Raw genomic sequence first — 24,542 nt, 5'->3', positions numbered from 1 at the left:
CGTAGCCATCGCTCTGCTCACTGCCGTTCGCAGAAGCGATGCGAGGGGAGGGATTTGAACCCACGGACTCCTACGAGAGCGGATCTTGAGTCCGCCGCCTTTTCCAGACTCGGCCACCCTCGCGCGTTACCCCTTCGGACACCGCCCCGCTAAAACGTTCCGAACTGCGCCGCGGCCCCCGAACTCGCCGTCCGCTACGACGGCCCGAACCGCGCTTTCAGCCGCGGCGGTACTTCGAGGACGAGGGCGGCGCCGATGGCCGGCAGGGCGATGCAGAGGAGAACGAGAACCAGTCCCATCCCGAACGGCGACAGCCCCATCCCGAGGTAGACGACGAGGAAGACGGCGGCGTAGAACGCGCCGCGTCCGGCCGCCGCGGCGACGCCCGTCGCGTAGGCGGCGAGCGCCCCCGGCAGTTCGCTGAGTCCGTTGCTCATGCGGAGACGGACGGCGGCGGCGGGGATATAGCTACGGCCGCCGCGGCCCCCGCCCGCGCCGGCGATGCCGTTAGGTTGCTCCGTCGTGTGACGGTTCGTATGGACGACCACACCCGCGACCCGAGCGTCGCGCCTCCGCTCGGCGACCCGTCGGGGTGGCGGGCCGAGCGCCGCGAGTGGGAGCACGCGACGCTCCGCCGCGCCACCGAACACGGCGTGCGACTGTTCAACGCGGCCGACTTCCACGAGTCGCACGACTGCTTCGAGGTCGAGTGGTACAACTACGGGAGGGGGACGACGGAGAGCGCCTTCCTCCACGGGATGGTGCAGGTGGCCGCCGGCGCGTACAAGCACTTCGACTTCGAGGACGACGGCGGCATGCGCTCGCTGTTCGAGACGGCGCTGAACTACCTGCGAGGGACGCCCTCGGACTTCTACGGCGTCGACGTCGACGACGTCCGCGAGACGCTCCGGGCGGCGCTCGACGACCCGGCGGTGCTGCACGGCTGGCAGATAGAACTGGACGGCGAACGGACGGCGGCCTACCCCGCCGACTACGAGTACGCCGAGGAGTTGGACCACTAACGACGGGGCTCGATTCGAACCGGTTTTCCTTCTCGCCCCCGTGAACTTGGTCATGCGAATATACGAACTCGGGGAGGGTACCCCCGAAGTCGCCGTCATCGGCTCTATCCACGGCGACGAACCCTGCGGTGCGCGCGCCGTCGAGCGGTTCGTCGCCGCGGAACCGGCGGTCGAACGCCCCGTGAAACTCATCGTCGCCAACGAGGAGGCTCTCGACGCCGGCGTTCGATACCTCGACGAGGACCTCAACCGCGCGTTCCCGGGCGACGCGAACGCCGACAGCCACGAGGGCCGCCTCGCGGCCGACTTGGTCCGCGAGGTCCGCGGATGCACGACGCTCGCGCTTCACTCCACGCAGTCGTACGCCAAGCCGTTCGCCCTCGTCGGCGACGTCGACGCCGTCTCCCGGTCCATCTGCCCGCACCTCCCTATCGACGAACTCGTCGAGACGGGCGACTTCGCCGGCGGCCGCCTCATCGACCACGCCCACACCGTCGAAGTCGAGTGCGGGCTTCAGGGCTCGGCGGACGCCGAGGAGAACGCCTACTGGGTCATCCGGTCGTTCCTCGCCGCCACGGGCGTCGTCTCCGCGCCCGTCGACGACGAGGAGTCGCCGATCACCCTGGGCACGCGCGAGGACGACCGAGTGACGGTGTACCGGATGCTCGAACGCATCCCGAAGGAACCCGCCGAGACGTACGAGGTGTTCGTGAACAACTTCGAACTCGTCGAGGAGGGCGACCGCTTCGCCGCCGCGGACGACCGGACGTTCACCGCCGACAGACCGTTTTACCCGGTTCTCCTCTCGGCGTACGGCTACGAGGACGTGTTCGGCTACGCCGCCGACAGAATCGGCACGCTCGACTGAACGCGGCGCTCGGTTCCGACTCCCGGCGCTACTCGCCCTCCGGCGCGAACTCCACTAAAGTCAGGTCCCGGTCGAGGTAGCAGAACTCGTGCGGCGGGTCCCCGCGTACCTCGCTGATGCGGTACTCGCGGTCGAACTCCGCGCCCTCTGGGACGCAGTACTCGTGACTCGGACATTCGGTGTGCGGGCACGGCCCCGCGAGACTCGACTTGCTCCCCGCGTAGGCGCCCTTCGCCGGCACGTTGGCGACGACGGGCGCCGGTTCGACCTCCACCGCCCGGACGCCCGTGTCGTGGACGGCGCAGTCGAGCAACTGCGCGTTCTCCCGGACGTCGGTCACCTCGTAGCGGACGCCCGATTCGAGGTTGAGACACTGCTTCCGGTATGGACAGCCTTCGCATCCGGAGGAAGGACCGCGGTAGACGAACTGCGTGCCGGGTTCCGCGAGTCGGTCGCCGATGAGGGTGACGGTGGTCATAGTGGGAACCGTAATCGGTCCGGTCGGATAACGTTACTCGTCGGCGGGGCCGCCGTCGCTCCCGTCGGCCTCGTGTTCCCTCTCGGCCGCGTCGCCGCGGCCGGTGAGTTCGTCCAGTCTGTCGAGGTACGCCTCCGGCGGAACCTGATACAGCCCCCGGTACTCTATTTCGCCGTCGGCGAACCGCCGCGCGAGTTCGTCTCCGCCGTCGACGGCCGCCTCGCGCGTGTCGAACTCCTCGACTGGTCCCTCCACGTCCGGTTCCAGTCGGAGCACGGCGTGCCACGTCTCCGTCCGGACCTGCGAGGCGCCCGGCCGGTTCGCCCGCGACCCGTTCCAGACGAACACGGTCGGCAAATACGCCGCGTGGAAGTTGCCCTCGTTGAACACGTCCGGTCGGAACGCGAGGATGCGCCGGCCGCCGGGTTCGTCGTTCCACACCGTCCACCCCGCAGGCGCCGATTCCGGCGTCTCCGGGTCGTCGGCCGCGTCGTCGCTCATACCGAAGCGTACCGCCGCGAGCGGTGAATGGGCTTCGGTTCGCCCGCCGCGCGCCGCCGCCGGACGGTCGGCCCCCGGGCGGACGGACCCGGTTGATTTCGTTCCTCACACGAACCGCACATATGCTAAATGTTACCTTCATTCATTCTTGAAGTACAGTTAGAGGCCTCATATTGTCTGGTATCGCTAGAAACGTCATTTCGCCGTCCCGTCGTTCGATAACGGTGTCAGACATCCGAGGAAGACTTATACGTGTGTGTCTCTCACACACAGACAGCCTCGGTCGACCGGACCGAGCGACCGTCCCTCCGCGCACCGTCCGCCGAACACTCGACGACTCGTCGTTCGCCGCCGATTATGCCGCCGTTGGTCGTGACCCGCGCGCGTACCGGGCGGTTCGATACGACCGACCACCGACCGCGTCCGACCGGACGCGGTCCGACGGTTCGACCGTCGGCCGCCCCGAGGCACGAGAGATACGGGAGGCGCGTGGTCGCTCTATCAACACCCGACACCAACAATGAATGGCGATATCGAAACCCTCGAAGGGCTGAGCAAGCACTACAAAGATTCCGTTCCCGCGGACCTCCGCGAGGCGAAGAGCTTCGGGTGGTACCTAGACGAGGTCTACGAAGAACCGAGAATTGCCCGCAACGCGCACCAGCGCGTCGCAGACATGTTCGACTACTACGGCACCGAGTACGACGAGGACGCCGGGATAGTCGAGTACGAGATGGCCTCCGAGGACCCCATCCACGACGGGGAGAACACCTTCTACGGCCGGGAGGTCCACGAGTCCATCCACGAGTTCGTCAACAAGGTCAAATCGGGCGCCCGCGGACTCGGCCCCGAGAAACGCATCAAACTCCTCCTCGGACCGGTGGGCTCCGGGAAGTCCCACTTCGACTGGATGGTCCGGCGCTACTTCGAGGACTACACGATGCGCGACGAGGGCCGGATGTACACGTTCCGGTGGACCAACCTCACCGACGTCATCCGCGACCAGGACCCCGCCGACGACGTGGTCACCTCGCCGATGAACCAAGACCCCATCGTGCTCCTCCCGCAGGAACAACGGGACATGGTCATCGAGCAACTCAACGAGGCGCTCGACGCGCCGTACACCATCCGGAACGACCAGGCGCTCGACCCCGCCTCGGAGTTCTACATGGACAAACTGCTGGCGTACTACGACGACGACTTACAGGAAGTCGTCGAGAACCACATCGAGATAATCCGCCTCGTCGCCAGCGAGAACAAGCGCCAGTGCGTCGAGACGTTCGAGCCGAAGGACAAGAAGAACCAGGACGAGACGGAACTGACGGGCGACGTCAACTACTCGAAACTGGCCGTCTACGGCGAGTCCGACCCGCGCGCGTTCGACTACTCGGGGGCGTTCTGCAACGCCAACCGCGGGCTGTTCTCCGGGGAGGAACTGCTGAAACTCCAGCGGGAGTTCCTGTACGACTTCCTGCACGCGAGTCAGGAGCAGACGATCAAACCGAAAAATAACCCGAGAATCGACATCGACCAGGTCATCGTCGGCCGGACGAACATGCCCGAGTACCGCGAGAAGAAGGGCGACGAGAAGATGGAGGCGTTCAACGACCGGACGAAACGCATCGACTTCCCGTACGTCCTGGAGTACTCCGAGGAGTCCGACATCTACCGGAAGATGCTCCGGAACGCCGACGTGCCCGACATGCACATCGAACCGCACACCCTGGAGATGGCCGGGTTGTTCGGCGTGCTCACCCGCATCGTCGAACCCGACGGCGGGAACATCACGCTGACGCAGAAGGCAAAGGCGTACAACGGCGAGATAGACGACGGCGACGACGTCGACGTGAAGAAACTCCGCGAGGAGGCCGAATCGAAGACGGACATCGGCGAGGGGATGGAGGGCGTCTCCGCCCGCTTCATCGGCGACGAGATAGCCGAGGCCATCATGGACTCGACGCACCGCGGCCGCGGCTACCTCTCGCCGCTGTCGGTGTTCACCCACTTCGGCGAGAACCTCGAAAACCACGGCTCCATCCCCGAGGACAACCTCGAACGCTACCACCGCTACCTCGAGATGGTCCGCGAGGAGTACAAAGAGCGCGCCATCGAGGACGTGCGCCACGCCCTCGCCTACGACTTGGACGAGATTCAGCGGCAGGGCGAGAAGTACATGGACCACGTGATGGCCTACATCGACGACGCCACCGTGCAGGACGAACTCACCGGCCGCGAGCAGGAACCCGACGAGAAGTTCCTGCGCTCCGTCGAGGAGAAACTCGACATCCCCGAGGACAGGAAGGACGACTTCCGTCAGGAAGTGTCGAACTGGGTGTCCCGCCGCGCCCGCGAGGGCCAGGCGTTCGACCCGCAGGACAACGACAGACTCCGCCGCGCCCTCGAGCGCAAACTCTGGGAGGACAAGAAGCACAACATCAACTTCTCCGCGCTGGTCAGCGCCAACGAACTGGACGACGACGAGCGCAACGCGTGGGTGGACGCCCTCGTCGAACAGGGCTACTCGCGCGACGGCGCGAGAGAGGTGTTAGAGTTCGCCGGCGCGGAGGTGGCAAAGACCGAGTTGGAAGGGTAGCATAGCATGACGCCAACGAGAGACTACATCCGTCGGGCGGACGAGCGCCTCCGGGGCACCTACGAGGAGCCGATGAGCCTCGCGGAGTACGTCGACGCCGCGTTCGAGTCGCCGGCCATCGCCTCGCACGCCTCGAAGTACCTCCTCTCGGCCATCGAGGCCGCGGGCACCCGAACGGTCATCGAGGAGGGCGAGGAGCGCGAGCGCTACCGCTTCTTCGACGACCCGGCCAACGACGGCGAGCACGCCGTCCTCGGCAACACCGAGGTGCTGAACCGCTTCGTCGACGACCTGCGGACCATCGCCGCCGAACGCGGCAAGAGCGAGAAGATAATCTGGTTCGACGGGCCGACGGCGACGGGCAAATCCGAGTTGAAACGCTGTCTCATCAACGGTCTGCGGGAGTACTCGAAGACGGAAGAGGGGCGGCGTTACACCGTCGAGTGGAACGTCAACACCGCCTCCGACAGCAGGGGGCTCTCCTACGGCGGCGAGATGGACGGCCCCGAGGAGGAGGCCGACTGGTACGAGAGTCCGGTGCAGTCGCACCCGCTGTCGGTGTTTCCCGCGGAGGTGCGCCGGGACCTCTTGGCGGACCTGAACGACGCCGCGACCGACCACATCCCGGCCTCACTGGACGAGGAACTCGACCCGTTCTGCCGGGAGGCGTACGACTACCTCGAGGAGAAGTACCGCCGGGACGGCAAGCGGGAACTGTTCAGCGCCGTCAGCGACCCGAAACACCTCCGGGTGAAGAACTACGTCGTCGACGTGGGACGCGGTATCGGCGTCCTCCACTCCGAGGACGACGGCACGCCGAAGGAGCGACTCGTCGGGTCGTGGATGCCGAGCATGCTCCGCGAACTCGACTCGCGCGGGCGGAAGAACCCGCAGGCGTTCAGCTACGACGGCGTCCTCTCGCAGGGTAACGGCCTGCTCACCATCGTCGAGGACGCGACGCAGCACGCGGACCTGTTGCAGAAGCTCCTGAACGTGCCCGACGAGAGCCACGTGAAACTGGACAAGGGCATCGGGATGGACATCGACACGCAACTGCTCATCATCTCGAACCCGGACCTGGACGTGGAACTCGACAAGTACTCCGACCGCAACGGGCGCGACCCGCTGAAGGCGCTGAAGCGCCGCCTCGACAAACACGAGTTCCGGTACCTGACGAACGTCTCCTTGGAGACCGAACTCATCCGCCGCGAACTGACCAACGAGACGGACGTGTGGGACGTCGAGGAGCGTCGGGAACTGGAGACGCGCATCCGCGAGGGACTGTTCGTGGACGTGCGCGGCGGGCCCGGCGAGATAACGCGACGCGAACTCGCGCCGCACGCCGTCGAGGCGGCGGCGCTGTACTCGGTCGTCTCCCGCCTCGACGGCGACGACGTGCCCGACGGCTACAGCCTCGTCGACAAGGCGATGCTGTTCGACCGCGGCTACCTCCAGGACGGCGACGTCCGCGAGGGCATCGAGGAGTTCGACTTCGACACCGACGACGAGGGCACCCACGGGATTCCCGTGACGTTCACCCGCGACGTCATCGCGGACCTCCTGCACGAGGACCGCGACAGACACCACCCCGAGTTGGACGTCGGCACGGTCATCATGCCCGACGACCTGCTGGAGGCGATGGCCGAGGGCCTCCACGAGGCGCCGGTCTTCTCGCGGGCCGAGCGAACCGAGTACGAGGGCCGCGTCGCCGTCGTGAAAGACCGCGTGTTCGACCAGCAGGAGGAGGACGTGCTCGCGGCCATCCTCGCGGACAAGCACGTCGAACAGGAGACCGTCGAGGAGTACGTCGAGCACGTGTACGCGTGGGACGCGGGCGACCAGATAGAGACCGACCGCGGCCCGGTCGAACCCGACGCGCTATTGATGAAACTGTTCGAGGTCGAACACCTCGGACGGTTCGCCGAGAGCGACTACGCCGGGAACGACCCCTCAGAGGCGGTCGAGCGGTTCCGCCGCGAGAAGGTCATCACCGCGCTGAACCGCTTCGCGTGGGAGAACAGAGACGAGGGGTTCACCGTCGCCGACGTGGACCTCTCGGAGATACCCGTTATCCGGACGGTGCTTGAGACCCACGGCTGGGACGACGTCCGCCGCCTGTTCGAGGACTTCGACCCCGCCCAGTGGGACGACCCGCCGACGAACACCGAGACAGCACGCGTGAAAGAACGAACGATAGCGGAGATGGTAGAGAGCGGCTACTCCCCGGCGTCCGCGGAACTCACCTCGCGGGCGGTCATGAACGAGGTGCGCCATCGATGGGACTGAGAGAGGACATCGAACGGTTCCGTGAGGTCGGCGAGGACCGCCGCGAGGATTTAGAGGAGTTCATCAGCTACGGCGACCTCGGCGGGTCCGGCCCGAACAGCATCAAGATACCCATCAAGGTCGTCGACCTCCCGAAGTTCGAGTACGACCGCCTCGATCAGGGCGGCGTCGGGCAGGGGAAGGGCGGCACGCCCGACGTGGGCCAACCCGTCGGCCAGCCCCAACCCGGCGACGGCGACGAGGACGGCGACCCCGGCGAGGAGGGCGGCGAGCACGAGTACTACCAGATGGACCCCGAGGAGTTCGCCCAGGAACTCGACGAGGAACTCGGCCTCGACCTCGAACCGAAGGGCAAGCAAGTCGTCGAGGAGAAGGAGGGCGACTTCACGGACATCACCCGGACGGGGCCGCACAGCACCCTCGATTTCGAACACCTGTTCAAGGAGGGACTGAAGCGGAAACTCGCGATGGACTTCGACGACGACTTCGTCCGCGAGGCGATGAAAGTCGAGGGCCAGGACGCCCAGTCGGTCTACCAGTGGTGCCGCGAGCAGAACATCCTCGTGTCGCTGCCGTGGATCGAGGACGAGTGGCGGAAGATTCCCGACGACGAACGGGACACGTGGGCCTCCTTCGAGGAGATGGAGGAGAACGTCGAGCGGTCGACGACGCTCCAGCGCATCCGCCGGGACGGCCTGCGCAACATCCCGTTCCGCCGCGACGACGAGCGCTACCGCCACCCCGAGATAATCGAGGAGAAGGAGAAGAACGTCGTCGTGGTGAACATCCGCGACGTCTCGGGGTCGATGCGCGAGAAGAAGCGCGAACTGGTCGAGCGGACGTTCACGCCACTGGATTGGTACCTCACGGGCAAGTACGACAACGCCGAGTTCGTCTACATCGCCCACGACGCCGAGGCGTGGCAGGTCGACCGCGACGAGTTCTTCGGCATCCGCTCGGGCGGCGGCACCCGCATCTCGTCGGCGTACGCCCTCGCCAAGGAGATTCTCGACGAGCAGTACCCGTGGGCGGAGTGGAACCGCTACGTGTTCGCCGCCGGCGACTCGGAGAACTCCTCGAACGACACCACGGAGAACGTCGTCCCCCTGATGAGAGAGATAGACGCGAACCTCCACGCCTACGTGGAGACCCAACCGGGGGGCACGGCCATCAACGCCACGCACGCCGAGGAGGTGGAGAAGGCCTTGGAGGACCAGGACAACGTCGTCGTCGCGCACGTCTCCTCACCCGAGGACGTGATAGACGCCATCTACTCCATCCTCAGTACCGAGGCGGAGAAACCGCGAGCACAACCATGAGACGATTCAGACACATCGCACAGAAGGCGGCCGAGCAACTGGAGGAACCCGTCCGCGAGGCGGGTAACCTCGCCCGGAAACTCGGCCTCGACCCGTACCCGGTGAACTACTGGGTGGTCGACTACGAGGACATGAACCAACTCATCGCCTACGGCGGGTTCCAGCGCCGGTATCCGCACTGGCGGTGGGGGATGTCGTACGACCGCCAGCAGAAACAGGACCAGTTCGGCATGGGCAAGGCGTTCGAGATCGTCAACAACGACAACCCCTCCCACGCCTTCCTCCAGGAGTCGAACTCGCTGGCCGACCAGAAGGCGGTCATCACGCACGTCGAGGCGCACGCCGACTTCTTCGCCAACAACGAGTGGTTCGGGATGTTCTCCGGCGAGTCGGACCTGGACGCGGCGGCGATGCTCGAACGGCACGCCGAGACCATCCAGGGGTACACGGACGACCCGGAGATAGACAGGGAGGACGTCGAGCGGTTCATCGACGCCGTGCTCTGTCTCGAGGACAACATCGACCAGCACCGCACCATCGCGGACGCGGCCGACGGGCGCGAACGGGTCCAACCCGAGGACCTGCGCAAACGGTTGGACGAGATGGACATCTCCGAGGACGTCCGCAGACAGGTGTTCAAAGAGGAGTGGTTGGACGAACTCGCCGAGGTGGAGGCGGAGGCGGCGCGACTCGACGCCCCGCGCCGGGACGTGCTGGCGTACCTGCGCGAGCACGGCACCTACTACGACGAGGAGGAGGGCAAGGCCGTCGAGATGGAGGAGTGGCAGAAGGACGTCCTCGACATGCTCCGGACGGAGTCGTACTACTTCGCCGCCCAGAAGATGACGAAGGTGATGAACGAGGGGTGGGCCGCCTACTGGGAGTCGCTCATGATGGGCGAAGAGCGGTTCGCCGGCACCGACGAGTTCCTCACCTACGCCGACCACCAGGCGCGCGTTCTCGGCTCTCCGGGCCTCAACCCGTACAAACTCGGCAAAGAGCTGTGGGAGTACATCGAGAACACGACGAACCGGCGGGAGGTGGCCGACAAACTCCTGCGCGTGAAGGGCGTCTCGTGGCGCAACTTCCACGACGCCATCGACTTCGAGGAGGTGCAGGAACTGCTCGCGCCGGACCCGGCCATCGACGGCGTCCGTTCGGACACGCTGGACCTCCTCGCCGAACTGGACGAGGACGACCCGCGCGTCGACTGGGAGACGCTGGACCGGGCGCTGTCGGGCGAGGACGTCGACGTCGACGCCTACCCGTGGAAGGTGCTCACCTACGAGGGCCTCGTCGAACGGCATTTCTCGCTCGTGAAACCGCAGAACCGCGGGTTCCTCCGGCGGGTGCGCCGGTCGGAACTCGAACGCCTCTCGCGGTACATGTTCGACGACGAGGTGTACGACACCGTCGAGGAGGCCATCGCCGACGTGGACTACTCCGTCGGGTGGGACCGGATGCGCGAGATACGCGAGAGCCACAACGACGTGACGTTCATCGACGCGTTCCTCACCCAGGAGTTCGTCAAGGACAACCACTACTTCACCTACGAGTTCACGCAGTCGACGGGCGAGTACCGCGTCGCCTCCGTGGACTACGAGGACGTCAAGAAGAAACTGCTCTTGCAGTTCACGAACTTCGGCAAGCCCACCATCGTCGTCTTCGACGGCAACTTCGAGAACCGCGGCGAACTGCTGTTGGCCCACCAGTACAACGGCATCATGCTCGATATGGGACAGGCGCGCGGCGTCCTCGAACGCATCTACGACCTCTGGGGTCGCCCGGTGAACATCGCGACCATCGTCAAGGAGTACGACGACCACGACGTGGAGGTGGCCCGCCGCCGCAACCGCGAACCGACGCCCGTCGAAGTGGGGAAACGCATCCGCTACGACGGCGAGGAGTTCGAACTGTTCGACCTGGCGGCCGATATCGAAGCGCGCATCAAAGCCACCGACGTCGACTACGACACGAAGCCCGACGAGTGGCTCTCGTGACTGTCTCTGATTTCGAAAAATCCTGCTTATCAGAAATTATAGTACACAGATAAGTTGATGTTCCTCCGGTCGAAAGGAGGGGTGTAATGCACACGGGAGGGGCCGGGACGGTGGGAACAACCCGGCGCGGAGACGAAGACAGCCTCGACCAGTCCGATATACACGACGTACTGCGCAACGACAGGCGCCGCCACGTCATCGAACGACTGCAGTCGTCAGAGGAGGCGGAGACCGTCGCGGACCTCGCCGAGTACATCGGCGCGGTCGAGTCGGGGGAGTCGCCCCCGCCGCGCAACGTTCGGCAGAGCGTCTACGTCTCGCTTCACCAGACGCACCTGCCGAAACTGGACGAGCTAGGTATCGTGACGTACGACAGCGACCGAAAAACCGTCGCCCTGGCCGAGGCGGCCGACGAGGTGACGGTGTACATGGAAGTCGTCCCGAAGTACGGCATCTCCTGGGCGGAGTACTACCTCGGCCTCGGACTGCTCGGTCTGCTCTCGATACTGGGCTCCGGTATCGGCGTCCCGACGCTCTCGGCGGCGGGGCCGGCGGTCCTGGGCGGCGTGTTCTTCCTCCTGTTGGTCGTCTCCTCGACGTACCAACTGGTGGACCAGCGGAGTTCGGTGTTCCACCGGTTCGGCGCGGACGACACCCCCGAGTTCGAGGCGGCGACGGCCGACGAGGACTGAGCGGGACCGAACGGGGACGAACGACCGCCGGCGGCGAGCGTTTCAAGCGACCGCCGACCTACCTGACGACATGACCGAGACGGCGCTCGTCTGGTTCCGACGGGACCTCCGGGTCCGCGACAACCCGACGCTGGCGGCCGCGGCCGACGCCGACCGCCTGATTCCGGTGTACTGTTTCGACCCCCGCGAGTACGGTCTCCGGGAGTACGGCGGCGAGCGCTCCTTTCGGTTCCGCAAGACGGGGAGCCACCGCGTCCGCTTCCGTCGGGAGTCCGTCGCGGACCTGCGCGAATCGCTCTCGGCGCGCGGGTCCGGCCTCGTCGTCCGGCGCGGCCGCCCGGAGGAGGTGCTCCCCGAACTCGCCGCGGCGGTCGACGCCGACCGGGTGTTCGCGCAGACGCTTCCCGCGCCGGAGGAAGTCGCCGTCGAGAACCGAGCGACCGCCGCCCTGCGCGACCGCGGTCTCGCGGTCCACCGCTTCTGGACGCACACGCTGTATCACGTCGCCGACCTCCCGACGCCGTTCACCGCCGTCGACGACACGTACACGCCGTTCCGGAAGGCCGTCGAGGCGGAGGCGTCCGTCCGCGACCCGGTCGGCGTCCCGGACCTGCCCTCGCCCCCGGCATCGGTCGGGAGCGGTCGCGTCCCCGCCGGGGAGATTCCGTCGCCGGTCGACCTGGACGAGGCGCTCTCGGACCCGACGCCCGACGAACGGGCGGTCCACTCGTTCCCCGGCGGGGAGGGCGCCGGCCGCGACAGACTGAAGCAGTACCTCTGGCGCGGCGACCACCTCCGCGAGTACAAGGAGACGCGCAACGGGATGCTCGGCGCCGACTACTCCTCGAAGCTCTCGCCGTGGCTCAACGAGGGCTGTCTCTCGCCGCGCGCGGTCGAACGCGAGGTGCGCCGCTACGAGGACGAACGCGTCGCCAACGAGTCGACGTACTGGCTCCTCTTCGAACTCCTGTGGCGCGACTTCTTCCAATTTCAGAGCAGGAAGCACGGCGGCGCGTTCTTCCGCCGGGAAGGCATCCGCGAGCGGACCGACCTCGCGTGGCGCGGCGACGGCGAGCGGTTGCGACGTTGGAAAGCGGGGGAGACGGGCGTCCCGTTCGTCGACGCGAACGTGCGCGAACTGGTGGAGACGGGCTACGTGTCGAACCGGGGGCGGCAGAACGCCGCGTCGTTCCTCGCGAACGACCTCGGCGTGGACTGGCGGCGCGGGGCGGCGTTCTTCGAGACGCACCTCGTCGACTACGACCCCTGCTCGAACTACGGCAACTGGGCGTACGTCGCGGGCGTCGGCAACGACTCGCGCGACCGGTCGTTCGACGTGCTCGGACAGGCGCGAACGTACGACCCCGACGCCGAGTACGTGAAGACGTGGCTGCCGGAACTCGACGCGCTTTCACCCGAACGCGCGCACGAACCGTGGACGATGAGCGAAGCCGAACAGGAGGCGTCCGGGGTCCGACTCGGCGTCGACTACCCCGAACCGGTCGTTCGACCGGACGGGTAGCGCGCCGTTAGCGACCCCACGCGCCCGCCCCATCCTCCCGGTAGGCGAGAACGCCGACGAGGACGGTTATCAGGACGAACGCGATGAGCGCGAGTCGCGGGATGGTCAACAGACCGCCCAGCATCGGGTACTGGATGGACGAACACCCGCCGCCGAGCGTGCACCCCGTCGACACCGGGAACAGTTGGATGTAGACGTGGTACGAGGAGACGAGGATGCCGAGCACCGACAGCGGCAGCGCCGTCCGGTAGACGTCGGTTCGCTCCTCCGCGGCGGCGACGCCGAGGACGACGACGAGCGGGTACATCAGGATGCGCTGGTACCAGCAGAGTTCGCACGGGACCAGACCGAGGCCGAGGCTGAAGAACAGGCTCCCCGCGGTGGCGACGGCGGCGACGAGCGTCGAGAGGGCGAGGACGCCGCGTGTCGAAGACGCCATGTTCGGACCCCGACAGCGGACGGCTTGAACGTGTCGGAGTCGGTCAGTCGCCGTCCCGCCGCCGCGGGTCGGTCAGCAGGGCGACGGCGCGGGGAGTTTCGCCCGCCCCGCCCCGGCGTTCGGTGTAGACGTGCAGGGCGGCCGAAACGGCGAACCCGAACCCGATGAGGAGCCCGTACCCGAGGTCCGGTAGCAACGAGAAGGGGAAGAGCCGCGTCCACGCGAGCGTCACGAGTAGTATCGACAGCGCCGACAATCCCAGATAGTACATCGGCCACGGGGTCGAACGGGGTGGTTCGTCTTCGCTGTCGTCCACCAGAAAGGAGTCGAGTTCGGTCGCCAGCGGCGTCAACGAGATGGTGCCGCGGTCGCGGTCGTACACCACGACGCCCACGTCGTCGAGTTTCGGCAGGTGCGTCTGGTGGAGCGACGTGTAGACGCGCTTTCGCTGCTTGTACGTCACCTCTTTCGCGTCGATACCGTTCTCTAACGCCGCCACCTCCTCCGAGAGGTCGCGGACCGACACCTCCTCTCCGATTCGGCGGAGATGGTCGAGCACCAACCGGCGCCGACGGTTACTCAACATCGAGTAGATGTCGTCTTTCGTCAACCGCTCGGCTTCGTCGTCTGCGAACACGCGTTGTACGCTCACCTCGTTACCCCTCCCCACCGACTACGTCCATCTATTCCGTGCGACGGTATAAACGGTCCCCCCCGAACGGCTGCGTCTTCCGAGGAGATCCGTGTATGACTCACGCTTCAGACTTTCTCCATTTAGATAAAATTCTATCGGCAGAGAAATAACATTTGATAATCAAGTCGGGCGGTTCAACTCCGGCCGCGTCGGCCGGCGGGGAGGAGGACCGACCGCTATCGAATCTCGCGAGCCGACCGGCGGTACGTCTCGTCGAGGGCGGGACCGCCGAGTGCGGCGTAGAGTTCGATCAGGTCCGCGACGTCGCTCTCGGAGTAGTCTTCGAGGAGGCGCGCGAGTTCCCGGTGGACGCTGGTGGCCTCGATACCGACGCTGACGTTCTCGACGTACCGCGCTCCGAGTATCCGTCCGACGTGCTTACCCTGGACGGCGGGTCCGTCTATCTCCGAGAGGTAGACGTCGGGGAAGTCGTAGTCGTCGTACCAGACGCTGTCGTTGTCGATACCCGCGAGGTCGTACGCCTTCCAGTCCGGGAGGATGTACTGGTCGTCCCAGAGTTCGTCCGCGTACTCGTCGGCCGCCGCGAGGGCGACGTCGACGTGGTTCTCGAAGAGTGCCTCGATGCGTCGCCGGAACTCGCGGTCGGTCGACGCGTCGAGTTCGTCGGCCCAGTTGAGGAGGTGTTTCCCGTCGAACCACGTGCCGTTGTACGTGAGCACCCGGTCGACGGCCCGTTCGTCGCACCACTCGAACAGTCGCTCGAAGAGGTCGACGGTGTACGCGTCGTCCCAGTCGCCCCGACGGAACAGCACCTCCGTCTCCGGCGTCTCGTCGAGTTCGTCGGCGTACGCGAGGCCGACGGCGACCCACTCGTAGTGCTCCGTCTCGTTCGCGTTCTCGGGCGGTTCGCCGAACGGACTCGCCGTCTCGATGTCGAGTACGAGCGTCCCCATCTCAGGAACGCGCTCCGACGACTCGTTCGAGCGACGGCGCGAGCGTCTTCTCCAATCTTCGAGTCCGGTCGCCGAACGGCGCTCCGGCACCTGCGAGTTCGTGGACGAACACGCCGAGGAACGCCGCTCGGTCGGCTAAGACGTTTCGGTCACGAACGGGAAGTCTTCGAGTTCGAGACCTCCCGAAGAGCCCGCCGACTTCTGAATTGAGTCCGACACGAACGCCAATCGCGGTACGGGGTCGGGGTTTGAGGTCGAGTGAATCGACTCGGCCTGTGACATAGGGTTTGGTTCGTGCTATGCCACGTGTGAAAATTGGGAGACGAGAGTACGGTGGGGATGCTCGGTCAGGGATTTGAACCCTGGTCCTCGGCTCGAAAGGCCAAGATGATTGGCCGGACTACACCAACCGAGCCTGCACTCTATCGTGGTGGGCTAATTCGTTTAAAGATTCCGTTACGGAGTAGCCGCGGGAGGGAGTCTCTTACTTGCCCTCGAACTCGGGGTCGCGGTCACCCATGAACGCCGTCATCCCCTCCATCAGGTCGTCGGTGGCGAAGAGGAGGCCGAACGCCTGCGATTCGACTTCGAGGCCGGCGTCCGTGTCGTCCCATCCGCTGTGCATCGCGCGCTTGGTGTACTTCTGCGCGATGGGCGGTCCCCCGGCGAACCGCTTCGCGTATTCGAACGCCTCCTCGTCGAACTCGTCGTTGTCGTACACCTCGTTGACGAAGCCGTAGTCGGCCATCGTCTCCGCGTCGTAGCGGTCGGCGGTGAAGATGATCTCCTTCGCGCGGCCGGTGCCGACGATGCGCTGGAGGCGGACGCTGCCGCCCCACCCCGGCAGGAGACCGAGGTCGTGTTCGGGCTGACCGAACTCCGAACGCTTCGAGGCGACGCGCAGGTCCGCACACATGCTCAACTCCATCCCGCCGCCGAGACAGTAGCCGTCGATGGCGGCGACGACGGGTTTGTCGCAGTCTTCGAGCTTGCCGAACGTGTGCTGACCCTGCCGCGAGAGTTCCGCGCCGAGGTTGGGGTCGCCGGCGCTTCCGGCGGCGCTCTGGATGTCGGCGCCCGCGGAGAACGCGCGGTCGCCCGCCCCCGTGAGAAGGATGGCGCGCACGCCGTCGTCCGCGGCGAGAGCGTCGACGGCGTCGGAGAAGTCCGCGATGAGGTCGTCGCTGATGGTGTTCAGCCGGTGCGGACGGTCGAGTTCGAGATGTCCCACCCCGTCTCGCACCTCGACGGAGACGTTCTCGAAGTCGTAGGGGTCGGCGCCGTCGCCCTCGTCGGCGCTCCCGTGGAAGTTATCGCCCGATTCGGCCAGTTCGCGCAGGTAGTCGACCGCCTCGTAGCGCTCCGCGCCCGTCTCCTCGTGCAGGTCGTCGAGCGTCTCGACCAGCGTCTCCAGACCCGCGTCGTCGGCCATCTTCGCCGGGCCGTCGGGGAACCCGCCCCCGAGTTTCAGCGCGCGGTCGACGTCGTCGACGGTCGCCACCTCGTTTCCGAGGAGTCCGGCCACCTCGTTCGCCATCACGGCCGTCAGACGGCGGGCGACGTCCTCGCGGACCTCGTCGGTGGGCACCTGCGCGCCCTCGCCGTCCTCGTAGTCGTAGAAGCCCTTCCCGGTCTTCTTCCCGAGGTTCTCCGCCTCGACTTTCTCTTCGAGGAGCGGGCAGGGTTCGTAGGCGTCGCCCAGCACCTCGTGCATGTACTCGAGGACGTGATAGCCCACGTCGATACCGACCTGGTCGGCGAGTTCGAAGCTCCCCATCGGGAGGCCCATCTCGTACTTCGTCGTGGAGTCGACCTCCGAGACGGTGGCGTCGCCGGATTCGACGATCCAGGCCGCCTCGTTCATCAGGGGCACCAGAATGCGGTTGGCGACGAACCCGGGGCTGTCCTTCATCACGCGCACGGGCGTCTTCCCCATCGCCTCGGCGAGGTCGGTTATCAGGTCCATCGTTTCTTCAGAAGTCTCCGCCCCGGAGATGACCTCGACGAGTTGCATCCGGACGGGCGGGTTGAAGAAGTGCATCCCGCAGAACCGCTCGGGGCGTTCGGTCACCTCGGCGAGTTCGGTGACCGAGAGGCTGGAGGTGTTCGTGGCGAACACCGTCTCCTCGGGGGCGGCCGCCTCCAACTCGGTGTAGACGTCCTTCTTGATGTCCATCCGCTCGGGGACGGCCTCTATCACCACGTCGGCCTCCGAGACGGACTCCGCGAGGTCGACGTACGTGCTCACCCGTTCGAGGGCCGCGTCGGCGTCGGAGTCCGATATCTGCTCGTTCTCGGCGAGTTTCCCGAGCGACCACTCGATCTGGTCGTAGCCGTTCTCCACGAACTCCTCGTTGATGTCGCGCAGGTGCACCTCGTAGCCCGCCAGCGCCGCCACCTCGGCGATGCCGTGACCCATGTTACCGGCACCGAGAACCGTGATAGTGTTGATATCGTCTAATTCCATACCCGGAATCTCGGTTGCGAGGCGTTTCAACGTTTCCCTAGCGTACTCTTGAAACTCTTAATGCGTTTATTCGTAGTTGTTCAGACGGGCCGCCGCTCGCCGTTCGCACGGCCCGACAGCGAGGTATGGCCGCTAGTCGACGTTCGAACGCGTGCTGGCGGCGACGACGAGAGAATCGAAGACGTCCGGGCGTCGAAGGAGAACTCTGCGAACGACTGGACCGTTCTGTCGGAGTTCGGACAGTAGTAACTAGACGGAAATTTTACAAAAAGAGCTATATCCCGTTATCTGATATGAGGGGTGATGACTAACGTCATCGGTTCGCACGATGAACACTCGGTTGACTCGGTTAACGGTCGACACGACCGGCTTTTGACGGAGGAGCACCGTGACTGAGGATCTCCCGCGGACCGACACGCGAGCACAGCGCGACGAACTGGTACAGACCGGAACCTACGAGGACGGGGACGAGCGATGGCTGGTGTTCACGAGCGTCGCCGCGCCCATCGTCGAGGTTCACGTGAAATCGGACGTGTGCGTCGCCGATTAGGCGACCGCAGGTCCGATCCGTCGTTCGGATTTTACGGACGTCCGCCCGAGAACGGGGCGGACATCCCCCGATCATGAACCCGAACCCCGTCGCTCTCGAAACGAACCCGCCACCGGCCCCGCCGCACGGAGCCGCGAAGAACGCCGCTCTCGACACTCGATATCCGCGCGTGCACGGCGTCGACGGATTAGTCCCGCCGCCGGAGGTTCTGGTGGCACTGCGAGACGTCGACGACGGGCGCGGAGTCCCGACTGACGGGACGGAAATCGAGGCGGGTGGCCGTGTCGACGCCACCACCTCCGCAACACCGAACGACGCCGAACCACCGTCTCCCGAACCGGCAGCTCCCGCCTCCGCGGAACCGCCGTCGGATCGACCGTCGACACCGCCCGCCCGGCCGTCGCTGCCCCCGTCCGACGAGTTGGCGACGGCGCTCTCGACCGAGCAGCCCACGCCACCGGCCGCCGACACGCAGACACTACCGCCCACTGCCTCGGGCGACGAAGCGCCTCCAGAATCGACGGAGACTGTCGCAGAGGAGAAGCCGACGGAGACGACGTTCGACCCCGAACAGTACACGGTCCACGAACTCCGGGACCGACTCCCGGACGTGACGACGACGGAGGAACTCGAACGGTTACTGTCCCGCGAGCGAGACGGAAAGAACCGCGAGACGGCGAAAGCGGCGATTCGTCGCCGCCTCTGTGCGGTCGGGAACGACACGGCCTGACCGCGACCGTTTCCGACCAACGCTACGAGCGCCCTCACTGCGCGGGGGCCTCGCAGTCGCACGCCGGGCAGTCGCTGTCGCCTTACGCGAGTAGTGCGTTCCACCGACGGACCGGTGGCGAGCCGTCCTCCGAAACCGAGACGCACGTCCTCGGCATCCGGAGCGGACGCGCTCTACCGACTCGCGTTAGCTGTACTCGTACGACGCGCGGACGTCGTAGTAGCTGGCCGAACTGGAGAGGTTCTGTATCTGGACGAGATACCAGAGGTTCCCGTCACCGTCCTTGTACGTGTAGTAGACGGAGCCGCGGATGTATCGACCGTTCGTCGTCGGGCGAGCCGAGTAGTGGACGGTATAACCGGGGTGCCACGCGCCGTGCCAGCGATACACGGTGTCGTTCCCGGCGACGTATCCGGTCAGCGCCGTGTACGTCGCCTGCGCTTCCGCCTCTAACTCGGCACCGGCTTCGATGGCGGACGACTGCGTCCCCATGGAAGCGGCGTCGAACCCGGGCGGCGAGACGCCTTCGATGTTCAGCCCCTGAGAGAGTTGCTGTCCGGACTGCTCGAACTGCATCGGGTCCGGCGGAGCGGTCTGCTGTCCGGACTGCTGTTGTGATTGCGCCTGCGGGAACTGCTGTTGCTGCTGCGGGGATTGTTGCTGCGACTGCATCTGCGGTTGCTGCTGGGACGGTTGCTGCTGCTGGGGCTGTTGCTGCGGTTGCATCTGCTGTTGGGGCTGTTGCTGCGGTTGTATCTGCTGTTGGGGCTGTTGCTGCGGTTGCATCTGCTGCTGGGGCTGCTGCGGTTGCGTCTGCTGTTCGTGGGACTGTATCTGCGGCTGTGAGAGTTCCTGGGGTTGCTGCATCTGTGGGATCTGTTGGGGTTGCATCCGTTCGATTTCGTGCTGTTCGGCGGACTGCTGTGGCTGCTCTCGGGCTATCGACTGCGCGTCCGGCAGAACCGTGCCGAACGCGTTCGGATTGGTCGGTGGTACGTCCATGGCTGTCGTTAGCTGTACTCGTACGACGCGCGGACGTCGTAGTAGCTGGCCGAACTGGTGAGGTTCTGTATCTGAACGAGGTACCAGAGGTTCCCATCCCCGTCTTTGTACGTGTAGTAGACCGAACCGCGGATGAACTGGCCGTTCGTCGTCGGGCGAACCGAGTAGTGAACGGTGTAACCGGGGTTCCACGCGCCGTGCCAGCGATACACGGTACTGTTCCCGGCGACGTATCCGGTCAGCGCCGTGTACGTCGCCTGTGCCTCCGCCTCTAACTCGGCGCTGACCGACGAGGAGGCGGACTGTTCGAGTTCCGGCGGTCCCTCGGGGTTGGCTCCGGGAAGTTGCGGCTGACCCTGCTCCTCACCGGCGCTGCCGACGCCGTTTTCGTCGTCTTCCGCCTCGATGGGTTCGAGGATGCCGTGTTCGTCCTGGACGGCGTCCATCGGGATACCGAGCGTGTACGCGGTGCTGCCGGCGAAGAGGAGATCCGTACCGTGGAACCCGTCGCTCTCCTCGACGCCGATGAGGCTCCCGCTGTCGCCGGCCGCGCTGAACGCCTCGAACACGTCCAACCCGACGAACGTGAGCGGCTCGGAGAACTCCGCCCCGTAGTTGACGCGTGCGGTGACGTCGCGCGCGACGAGTCGCGAACTCGTCGTCGCCGTCGTCCGCCCGCTCTTGTAGTGGTCGACGTCGTACGTGGCCGTCTTCCACCCCTGTAGCTTCCCGACGCCGAGGATGTCGTTCTCCACGTTGCCGGTTATCTCGACCAGCGCGCTGTCGGTGGTGTTATCCTCCTCTTCGGACAGTTCGACCGCCTCCAACAGTCTGCCGATGGTATCGTCCGGGGCGACCCCGCCGTCGAACACGCCCGGTTGGAGTATCGCGTCGTCCGGAGCGGAGTTCCCGAACGGAGCGGCCACGTGTGCGTTCGTCAGGAATACGACGTCACCGTTCTCGGTTCGGAGGGGCGGCGTCCCGTTCGTTCCGGCGGAGTTGCTGTTCTCGTTCCCGATCGAGACACCGGCGGGAACCGACGGCCGCCAGCGGTCCTTTCGGGTTTCGCCGAACTGGATGGCGGCGTCCTGCGCCCGCATCATCTGTTTCGAGAGTCCCGCTTCGGCACGCGGCGAGCGCGTCGATTGCGCGGACTGTCCGGCCGCGGACGTCTGCATCTGTCGCTGTCGGTGCTGGGCGAAGAACCCACCCGGCGACTCCTGGACGTCGGTTTCGATCTCTTGCTCCTGGATCGAGACCGTCTCGGGGACGATATCGTCCTCGTCCAGGTCCTCCTTGTGAAGCTTCTGCGAGACGAAGACGACGATCGTCTCCTCACCCTGCGACTTTCCGTCGATCCGCTTCGGGCCGCGACCGACGCCGACGACGTTCGCCCGTCCGAGCAGTTCGTCCTCTATCTCTCGTGGAATGGATTTGCGAAGTTTCGTTACCATTTTTCTCTCCTACCGCCGGCTGGGACGAAGATTGTCAGATAAATAATATTTTCTCAAAGCTGACAGAACTACCTAGAACGGATAATATAATCACGTAGTGTACTTGAGTATTGAACACCAGTCCATCCATCAGTACTATCCATAGAATTGGATTTTATCGTCTGAATCGGAGATATAGGATCACATCAGGAGCGGAACATTAAATAAAAAGTTTCTGCCACTAGTCTTCTGTTTCGATACTGGTAATATAAATACTATGTAGTATCTGACGAGGATCTATGTGTCGCCAAAGTGACCGACGGGTGACCCCTCCTCCCGGGCGATTCGACCAGAGGTCATACCCGAGAGCGTCGCGTATTCAGACCAGTGGACGATGACTGACAACAGCCTGGTGGTTCTCCGTCGAGACCCGGTGATGAGGCGACTGGTCGAGGAACACGACCCCTACACCGAACGCGAATGGGCGCCCTTCGAGCGCATCGTCGTCGCCGTCGCCTACCAGAGCGTCTCGACGGCCAGCGCCGCGGCGGTCACGGAGCGCGTGTTCGAGGCGCTCGGCGGGGAGGTGACGCCCGGACGCGCACTCGAAGCCGACGAGTCGGCGCTCCGGGAGGCGGGACTCTCCGCGCGAAAGGTGGAGTACGTCCGGAACGCGGCGCGGGCCTTCCGGGAGTCGGACTTCTCGCGGGAGGCGTTGGCCGACCGCTCGGACGAGGAGGTGGTCGAGACGCTCACCGAGATATCCGGCGTCGGCGAGTGGACCGCCGAGATGTTCCTCCTGTTCGTCCTGGAACGAGACGACGTGCTCCCCCTCGGCGACCTCGCGGTTCGGCGCGGCATCGAGGACCTGTACGGGGAGGGGGAGGGAGACGGGGAGGACGGCGACCTGACGCGGGCGGAGATGCGGAATATCGCCGAGCGGTGGCGGCCGTACCGGTCGCTGGCGACGCGGTACATCTGGGCCGAGTACATGGCCGACGACGGATAGCGGAGTGGAAGCCGGGGTCAGTCCACCGACCGCCAGAGATACCGCGAGGCGAGCGTCCGGTGGGGTCGCCACGCCTCCGCCCGGTCGACCATCGCCGTCCGGTCGTCCTCGTCGATGCCGTACAGCTTCGCCATCGCCTTTCGAATCCCGAGGTCCTCGACGGGGAAGACGTCCTCCCGCGCGAGGACGAACATCAGGTACATCTTCGCCGTCCAGTCCCCGACGCCGCGAATCTCCGTGAGGCGCGCGAGCGCCTCCTCGTCGCTCAGGTGCGCGAGACCCTCGCGGGTGAGGTCGTCCTCCTGAAACGCCGTCGCCACGCTCCGCACGTACGATATCTTCTGCGAGGAGAGTCCGACGTCGCGGAGGGCGTCCTCCTCGGCGGCCAGCATCGCCTCGGGGGTCACCTCGAAGCGCTCGAACAGGCGGTCCCGGATGGCGGCCGCCGACTGCGTCGACAACTGCTGGTTGACGATGGAGACGACGAACCGCTCGAACTCGTCCTCGGCGGGTTCGACGGCGAGTTCGCCGTGCTCCGCGACGAGTTCGGCGAGTCGGTCGTCGTTCCGTATCGGGTCCATGTCCGTCGGGTGCGTCGCCCGGAGGCATAGGGGCGTCGCTCCCGGCGGAGGAGACCGCTCTACTCTTCGAGCATCTCCTCTTCGTCGCCGTCCTTGCCGCCCTCGTCGACGCGGCGGCGCACGTCGACGCGGTAGTGCTGGAGGATGTCGCGGCCGAGGAGGAGCGGGTAGTCCATGTGCGAGCGGTCCTCGACGCTGGCGGTGACGGTGTGCTGGGTGCCGCCGATGCCGATGACGAGGTCGACGACGGGGCGGGCCTTCCCGGACTTCACCGACCCCGACTTCACGCGCGTCATACTCTTGATGGGGCCGGCGCCGATTTTCGCCGCGAGCGAGGTGTCGATGCTCGTCCGGGTCGCGCCCGTGTCCGACTTCGCCAGCGCCTGCGTCGACCCGCTGGTGCCCGAAACGACGACTTCCTCGATGTAACCGATGAGCGGCAACTCGCCCTCGGGTCCGGGGTCGACGCGCGGCATGCTCGCCGGTTCGGAGTCGTCCAGCGTCGCCGCCAGTTCGGCCACGCGGTCCTCCTCGACGCGTCCGCCGGCCTGTTCGATGGCGAGTTTGGCGATGTACGGGGCGGGCGAGCGGTTCGTCGCCTTGTACAGCCCCTTGAAGCCGGCCGTCGGGTTGACTTCGAGGACGAACCAGCCGTCGTCGCCCTCGATGAGGTCGACGCCGACGTAGTCGAGACCCATGACCTCGGCGGCGTACAGCGCCGTCTCCTTGGCCTCTTTCGGCATCTCGCCCGTCGCGTCGGCCACGTCGCCGCCGAGGGCGACGTTCGTCCGCCAGTCGCCCTCCGGGGCGTAGCGGTACATCGCGCCGATGACCTCGCCGTCGACGATGTAGACGCGCAGGTCGCGGTGCTCGTTCTCGTCTCGTTCGATGAGGTCCTGTAGGAACGCCTGCCGGTTACCGACTTTCGGGTTGACGGGGGTCGTGAGGTCGACCTTCCACGTCCCGCCGCCGTGCGTTCCGATGGCGGATTTGTAGACGCCGACGTCGCCGAACCGGTCGCGCCCCTGATTCAGCCGCTCGTTCGAGAGCGCCAGCAGCGCGTCCGGCACCTGGATGTTCCAGTTGGCGAGCGTCGCGGCGGTGGCGAACTTGTGGACGGCGGTGAGCACCGACGCCGGTTCGTTCAGCATCGGCCGGATGCGCTCGAAGGTGGTGGCGAGGCCGAGCAGTTCGGCGGGCTCTTCGGTGTTCGACAGCAGCAGGCGGTTGGCGATGATGTCGACTTCGGGTTCGACCGACACGTCGCCGTCCTCGACGCTGATCGCCGTGTTCTCCCGGCGGAGCCAGATGCCCTCGTGGCCGAGGTCGTCGACCGCGTTCAAAATGGCCTTCGTCTCCTTGCTGTTGTGTAGTGACAACACCCCGACGCGAACCGAATCACCGTCGTCAGACATACAGCAACCTAACAGAGGCGGGTTTCA

Annotated in this window: 23 protein-coding genes and 2 tRNA genes; 12 read left to right on the top strand and 13 right to left on the bottom strand. The window is 65.7% G+C overall.

All coding sequences use genetic code 11. The annotated features are described in order from the left end of the window. Positions 1 to 39: 39 nt before the first annotated feature. Positions 40 to 123: transfer RNA gene (locus NDI79_RS11585), tRNA-Leu, on the bottom strand. 71 nt (positions 124 to 194) lie between these two features. Continuing rightward, entirely contained in the window at positions 195 to 437 is a 243-nt protein-coding gene (locus NDI79_RS11580; RefSeq protein WP_310928608.1) for a hypothetical protein, read from the bottom strand. Positions 438 to 536: 99 nt separating this feature from the next. On the opposite strand from NDI79_RS11580, the gene NDI79_RS11575 reads away from it, so the two are divergent. Together NDI79_RS11575 and NDI79_RS11570 are read left to right on the top strand one after the other, a co-directional pair. Next, a complete protein-coding gene (locus tag NDI79_RS11575; protein WP_310928607.1) occupies positions 537 to 1,022 on the top strand; it encodes a DUF309 domain-containing protein in 486 nt (161 codons plus the stop codon). Between the two features lie 52 nt (positions 1,023 to 1,074). Beyond that, the gene (locus NDI79_RS11570) at positions 1,075 to 1,890 is read left to right on the top strand and encodes a M14 family metallopeptidase (protein WP_310928606.1); all 816 of its coding nucleotides are present in this window, start codon (positions 1,075 to 1,077) and stop codon (positions 1,888 to 1,890) included. A 28-nt stretch (positions 1,891 to 1,918) separates the two neighbouring features. Here NDI79_RS11570 and NDI79_RS11565 read toward each other — a convergent pair whose 3' ends face one another. Together NDI79_RS11565 and NDI79_RS11560 are read right to left on the bottom strand one after the other, a co-directional pair. After that, the gene (locus NDI79_RS11565; RefSeq protein ID WP_310928605.1) at positions 1,919 to 2,368 is read right to left on the bottom strand and encodes a UPF0179 family protein; all 450 of its coding nucleotides are present in this window, start codon (positions 2,366 to 2,368) and stop codon (positions 1,919 to 1,921) included. A gap of 33 nt (positions 2,369 to 2,401) precedes the next feature. After that, a complete protein-coding gene (locus tag NDI79_RS11560) occupies positions 2,402 to 2,869 on the bottom strand; it encodes a DUF5820 family protein (RefSeq protein ID WP_310928604.1) in 468 nt (155 codons plus the stop codon). Positions 2,870 to 3,389: 520 nt separating this feature from the next. Here NDI79_RS11560 and NDI79_RS11555 point away from each other — a divergent pair. From NDI79_RS11555 to NDI79_RS11530, 6 genes are all read left to right on the top strand, one after another. Further along, positions 3,390 to 5,462, top strand: coding sequence for a PrkA family serine protein kinase (locus tag NDI79_RS11555; protein WP_310928603.1), 2,073 nt, complete (start codon positions 3,390 to 3,392; stop codon positions 5,460 to 5,462). Between the two features lie 6 nt (positions 5,463 to 5,468). Then, on the top strand, positions 5,469 to 7,748 hold the full coding sequence (locus tag NDI79_RS11550) for a PrkA family serine protein kinase (RefSeq protein WP_310928602.1): 2,280 nt from the start codon (positions 5,469 to 5,471) through the stop codon (positions 7,746 to 7,748). Next, positions 7,739 to 9,067 carry a YeaH/YhbH family protein gene (locus NDI79_RS11545; RefSeq protein ID WP_310928601.1) on the top strand — a complete coding sequence of 443 codons (1,329 nt, stop codon included), beginning with the start codon at positions 7,739 to 7,741 and terminating at the stop codon, positions 9,065 to 9,067. Before NDI79_RS11550 ends, NDI79_RS11545 begins: the two co-directional genes overlap by 10 nt. After that, positions 9,064 to 11,067 (top strand): SpoVR family protein, encoded by a 2,004-nt coding sequence (locus tag NDI79_RS11540; RefSeq protein ID WP_310928600.1) that lies wholly within the window; start codon positions 9,064 to 9,066, stop codon positions 11,065 to 11,067. Before NDI79_RS11545 ends, NDI79_RS11540 begins: the two co-directional genes overlap by 4 nt. Positions 11,068 to 11,153: 86 nt before the next feature. Further along, entirely contained in the window at positions 11,154 to 11,759 is a 606-nt protein-coding gene (locus NDI79_RS11535) for a DUF7344 domain-containing protein (RefSeq protein ID WP_310928599.1), read from the top strand. Positions 11,760 to 11,829: 70 nt separating this feature from the next. After that, a complete protein-coding gene (locus NDI79_RS11530) occupies positions 11,830 to 13,281 on the top strand; it encodes a DASH family cryptochrome (RefSeq protein WP_310928598.1) in 1,452 nt (483 codons plus the stop codon). Positions 13,282 to 13,288: 7 nt separating this feature from the next. Here NDI79_RS11530 and NDI79_RS11525 read toward each other — a convergent pair whose 3' ends face one another. The 3 genes from NDI79_RS11525 to NDI79_RS11515 all read right to left on the bottom strand — a co-directional run bounded on the left by NDI79_RS11525 (position 13,289) and on the right by NDI79_RS11515 (position 15,328). Then, a complete protein-coding gene (locus tag NDI79_RS11525; RefSeq protein WP_310928596.1) occupies positions 13,289 to 13,720 on the bottom strand; it encodes a disulfide bond formation protein B in 432 nt (143 codons plus the stop codon). A gap of 43 nt (positions 13,721 to 13,763) precedes the next feature. Next, the gene (locus tag NDI79_RS11520; protein WP_310928595.1) at positions 13,764 to 14,372 is read right to left on the bottom strand and encodes a DUF7344 domain-containing protein; all 609 of its coding nucleotides are present in this window, start codon (positions 14,370 to 14,372) and stop codon (positions 13,764 to 13,766) included. A 218-nt stretch (positions 14,373 to 14,590) separates the two neighbouring features. Continuing rightward, the gene (locus NDI79_RS11515; protein ID WP_310928594.1) at positions 14,591 to 15,328 is read right to left on the bottom strand and encodes a hypothetical protein; all 738 of its coding nucleotides are present in this window, start codon (positions 15,326 to 15,328) and stop codon (positions 14,591 to 14,593) included. On the opposite strand from NDI79_RS11515, the gene NDI79_RS11510 reads away from it, so the two are divergent. Further along, complete coding sequence (locus NDI79_RS11510) at positions 15,306 to 15,467, top strand: hypothetical protein (RefSeq protein WP_310928593.1); 162 nt, start codon at positions 15,306 to 15,308, stop codon at positions 15,465 to 15,467. The two genes, NDI79_RS11515 and NDI79_RS11510, sit on opposite strands and share 23 nt — an antisense overlap. Before the next feature lie 201 nt (positions 15,468 to 15,668). Here NDI79_RS11510 and NDI79_RS11505 read toward each other — a convergent pair. Together NDI79_RS11505 and NDI79_RS11500 are read right to left on the bottom strand one after the other, a co-directional pair. After that, a tRNA-Glu gene (locus NDI79_RS11505) sits at positions 15,669 to 15,743 on the bottom strand. A gap of 69 nt (positions 15,744 to 15,812) precedes the next feature. After that, positions 15,813 to 17,795, bottom strand: a complete 1,983-nt coding sequence (locus tag NDI79_RS11500; protein WP_310928592.1) for a 3-hydroxyacyl-CoA dehydrogenase/enoyl-CoA hydratase family protein — start codon at positions 17,793 to 17,795, stop codon at positions 15,813 to 15,815. Between the two features lie 388 nt (positions 17,796 to 18,183). Here NDI79_RS11500 and NDI79_RS11495 point away from each other — a divergent pair, with 388 nt between their 5' ends. Both NDI79_RS11495 and NDI79_RS11490 read left to right on the top strand, forming a co-directional pair. Further along, positions 18,184 to 18,345: a hypothetical protein gene (locus NDI79_RS11495; RefSeq protein WP_310928591.1), complete on the top strand. Its 162-nt coding sequence runs from the start codon at positions 18,184 to 18,186 to the stop codon at positions 18,343 to 18,345. 211 nt (positions 18,346 to 18,556) lie between these two features. Next, positions 18,557 to 19,075, top strand: coding sequence for a hypothetical protein (locus NDI79_RS11490; protein ID WP_310928590.1), 519 nt, complete (start codon positions 18,557 to 18,559; stop codon positions 19,073 to 19,075). A 186-nt stretch (positions 19,076 to 19,261) separates the two neighbouring features. Here the strand turns inward: NDI79_RS11490 and NDI79_RS11485 are convergent, their stop codons facing one another. After that, positions 19,262 to 20,077 (bottom strand): hypothetical protein, encoded by an 816-nt coding sequence (locus NDI79_RS11485; RefSeq protein WP_310928589.1) that lies wholly within the window; start codon positions 20,075 to 20,077, stop codon positions 19,262 to 19,264. A gap of 8 nt (positions 20,078 to 20,085) precedes the next feature. Continuing rightward, entirely contained in the window at positions 20,086 to 21,531 is a 1,446-nt protein-coding gene (locus NDI79_RS11480; RefSeq protein WP_310928588.1) for a chymotrypsin family serine protease, read from the bottom strand. 373 nt (positions 21,532 to 21,904) lie between these two features. On the opposite strand from NDI79_RS11480, the gene NDI79_RS11475 reads away from it, so the two are divergent. After that, on the top strand, positions 21,905 to 22,519 hold the full coding sequence (locus tag NDI79_RS11475; RefSeq protein WP_425499599.1) for a DNA-3-methyladenine glycosylase family protein: 615 nt from the start codon (positions 21,905 to 21,907) through the stop codon (positions 22,517 to 22,519). 17 nt (positions 22,520 to 22,536) lie between these two features. Here NDI79_RS11475 and NDI79_RS11470 read toward each other — a convergent pair whose 3' ends face one another. Together NDI79_RS11470 and NDI79_RS11465 are read right to left on the bottom strand one after the other, a co-directional pair. Then, entirely contained in the window at positions 22,537 to 23,100 is a 564-nt protein-coding gene (locus tag NDI79_RS11470) for a DNA-3-methyladenine glycosylase family protein (protein WP_310928586.1), read from the bottom strand. A gap of 59 nt (positions 23,101 to 23,159) precedes the next feature. Next, a complete protein-coding gene (locus NDI79_RS11465; protein ID WP_310928585.1) occupies positions 23,160 to 24,515 on the bottom strand; it encodes a putative ATP-dependent zinc protease in 1,356 nt (451 codons plus the stop codon). Between the last annotated feature and the right edge of the window lie 27 nt (positions 24,516 to 24,542).

Source organism: Halogeometricum sp. S3BR5-2 (genome assembly GCF_031624635.1).
Classification (GTDB): Archaea; Halobacteriota; Halobacteria; order Halobacteriales; family Haloferacaceae; genus Halogeometricum; species Halogeometricum luteum.
This window is presented reverse-complemented; position numbering and strand designations above follow the sequence as displayed.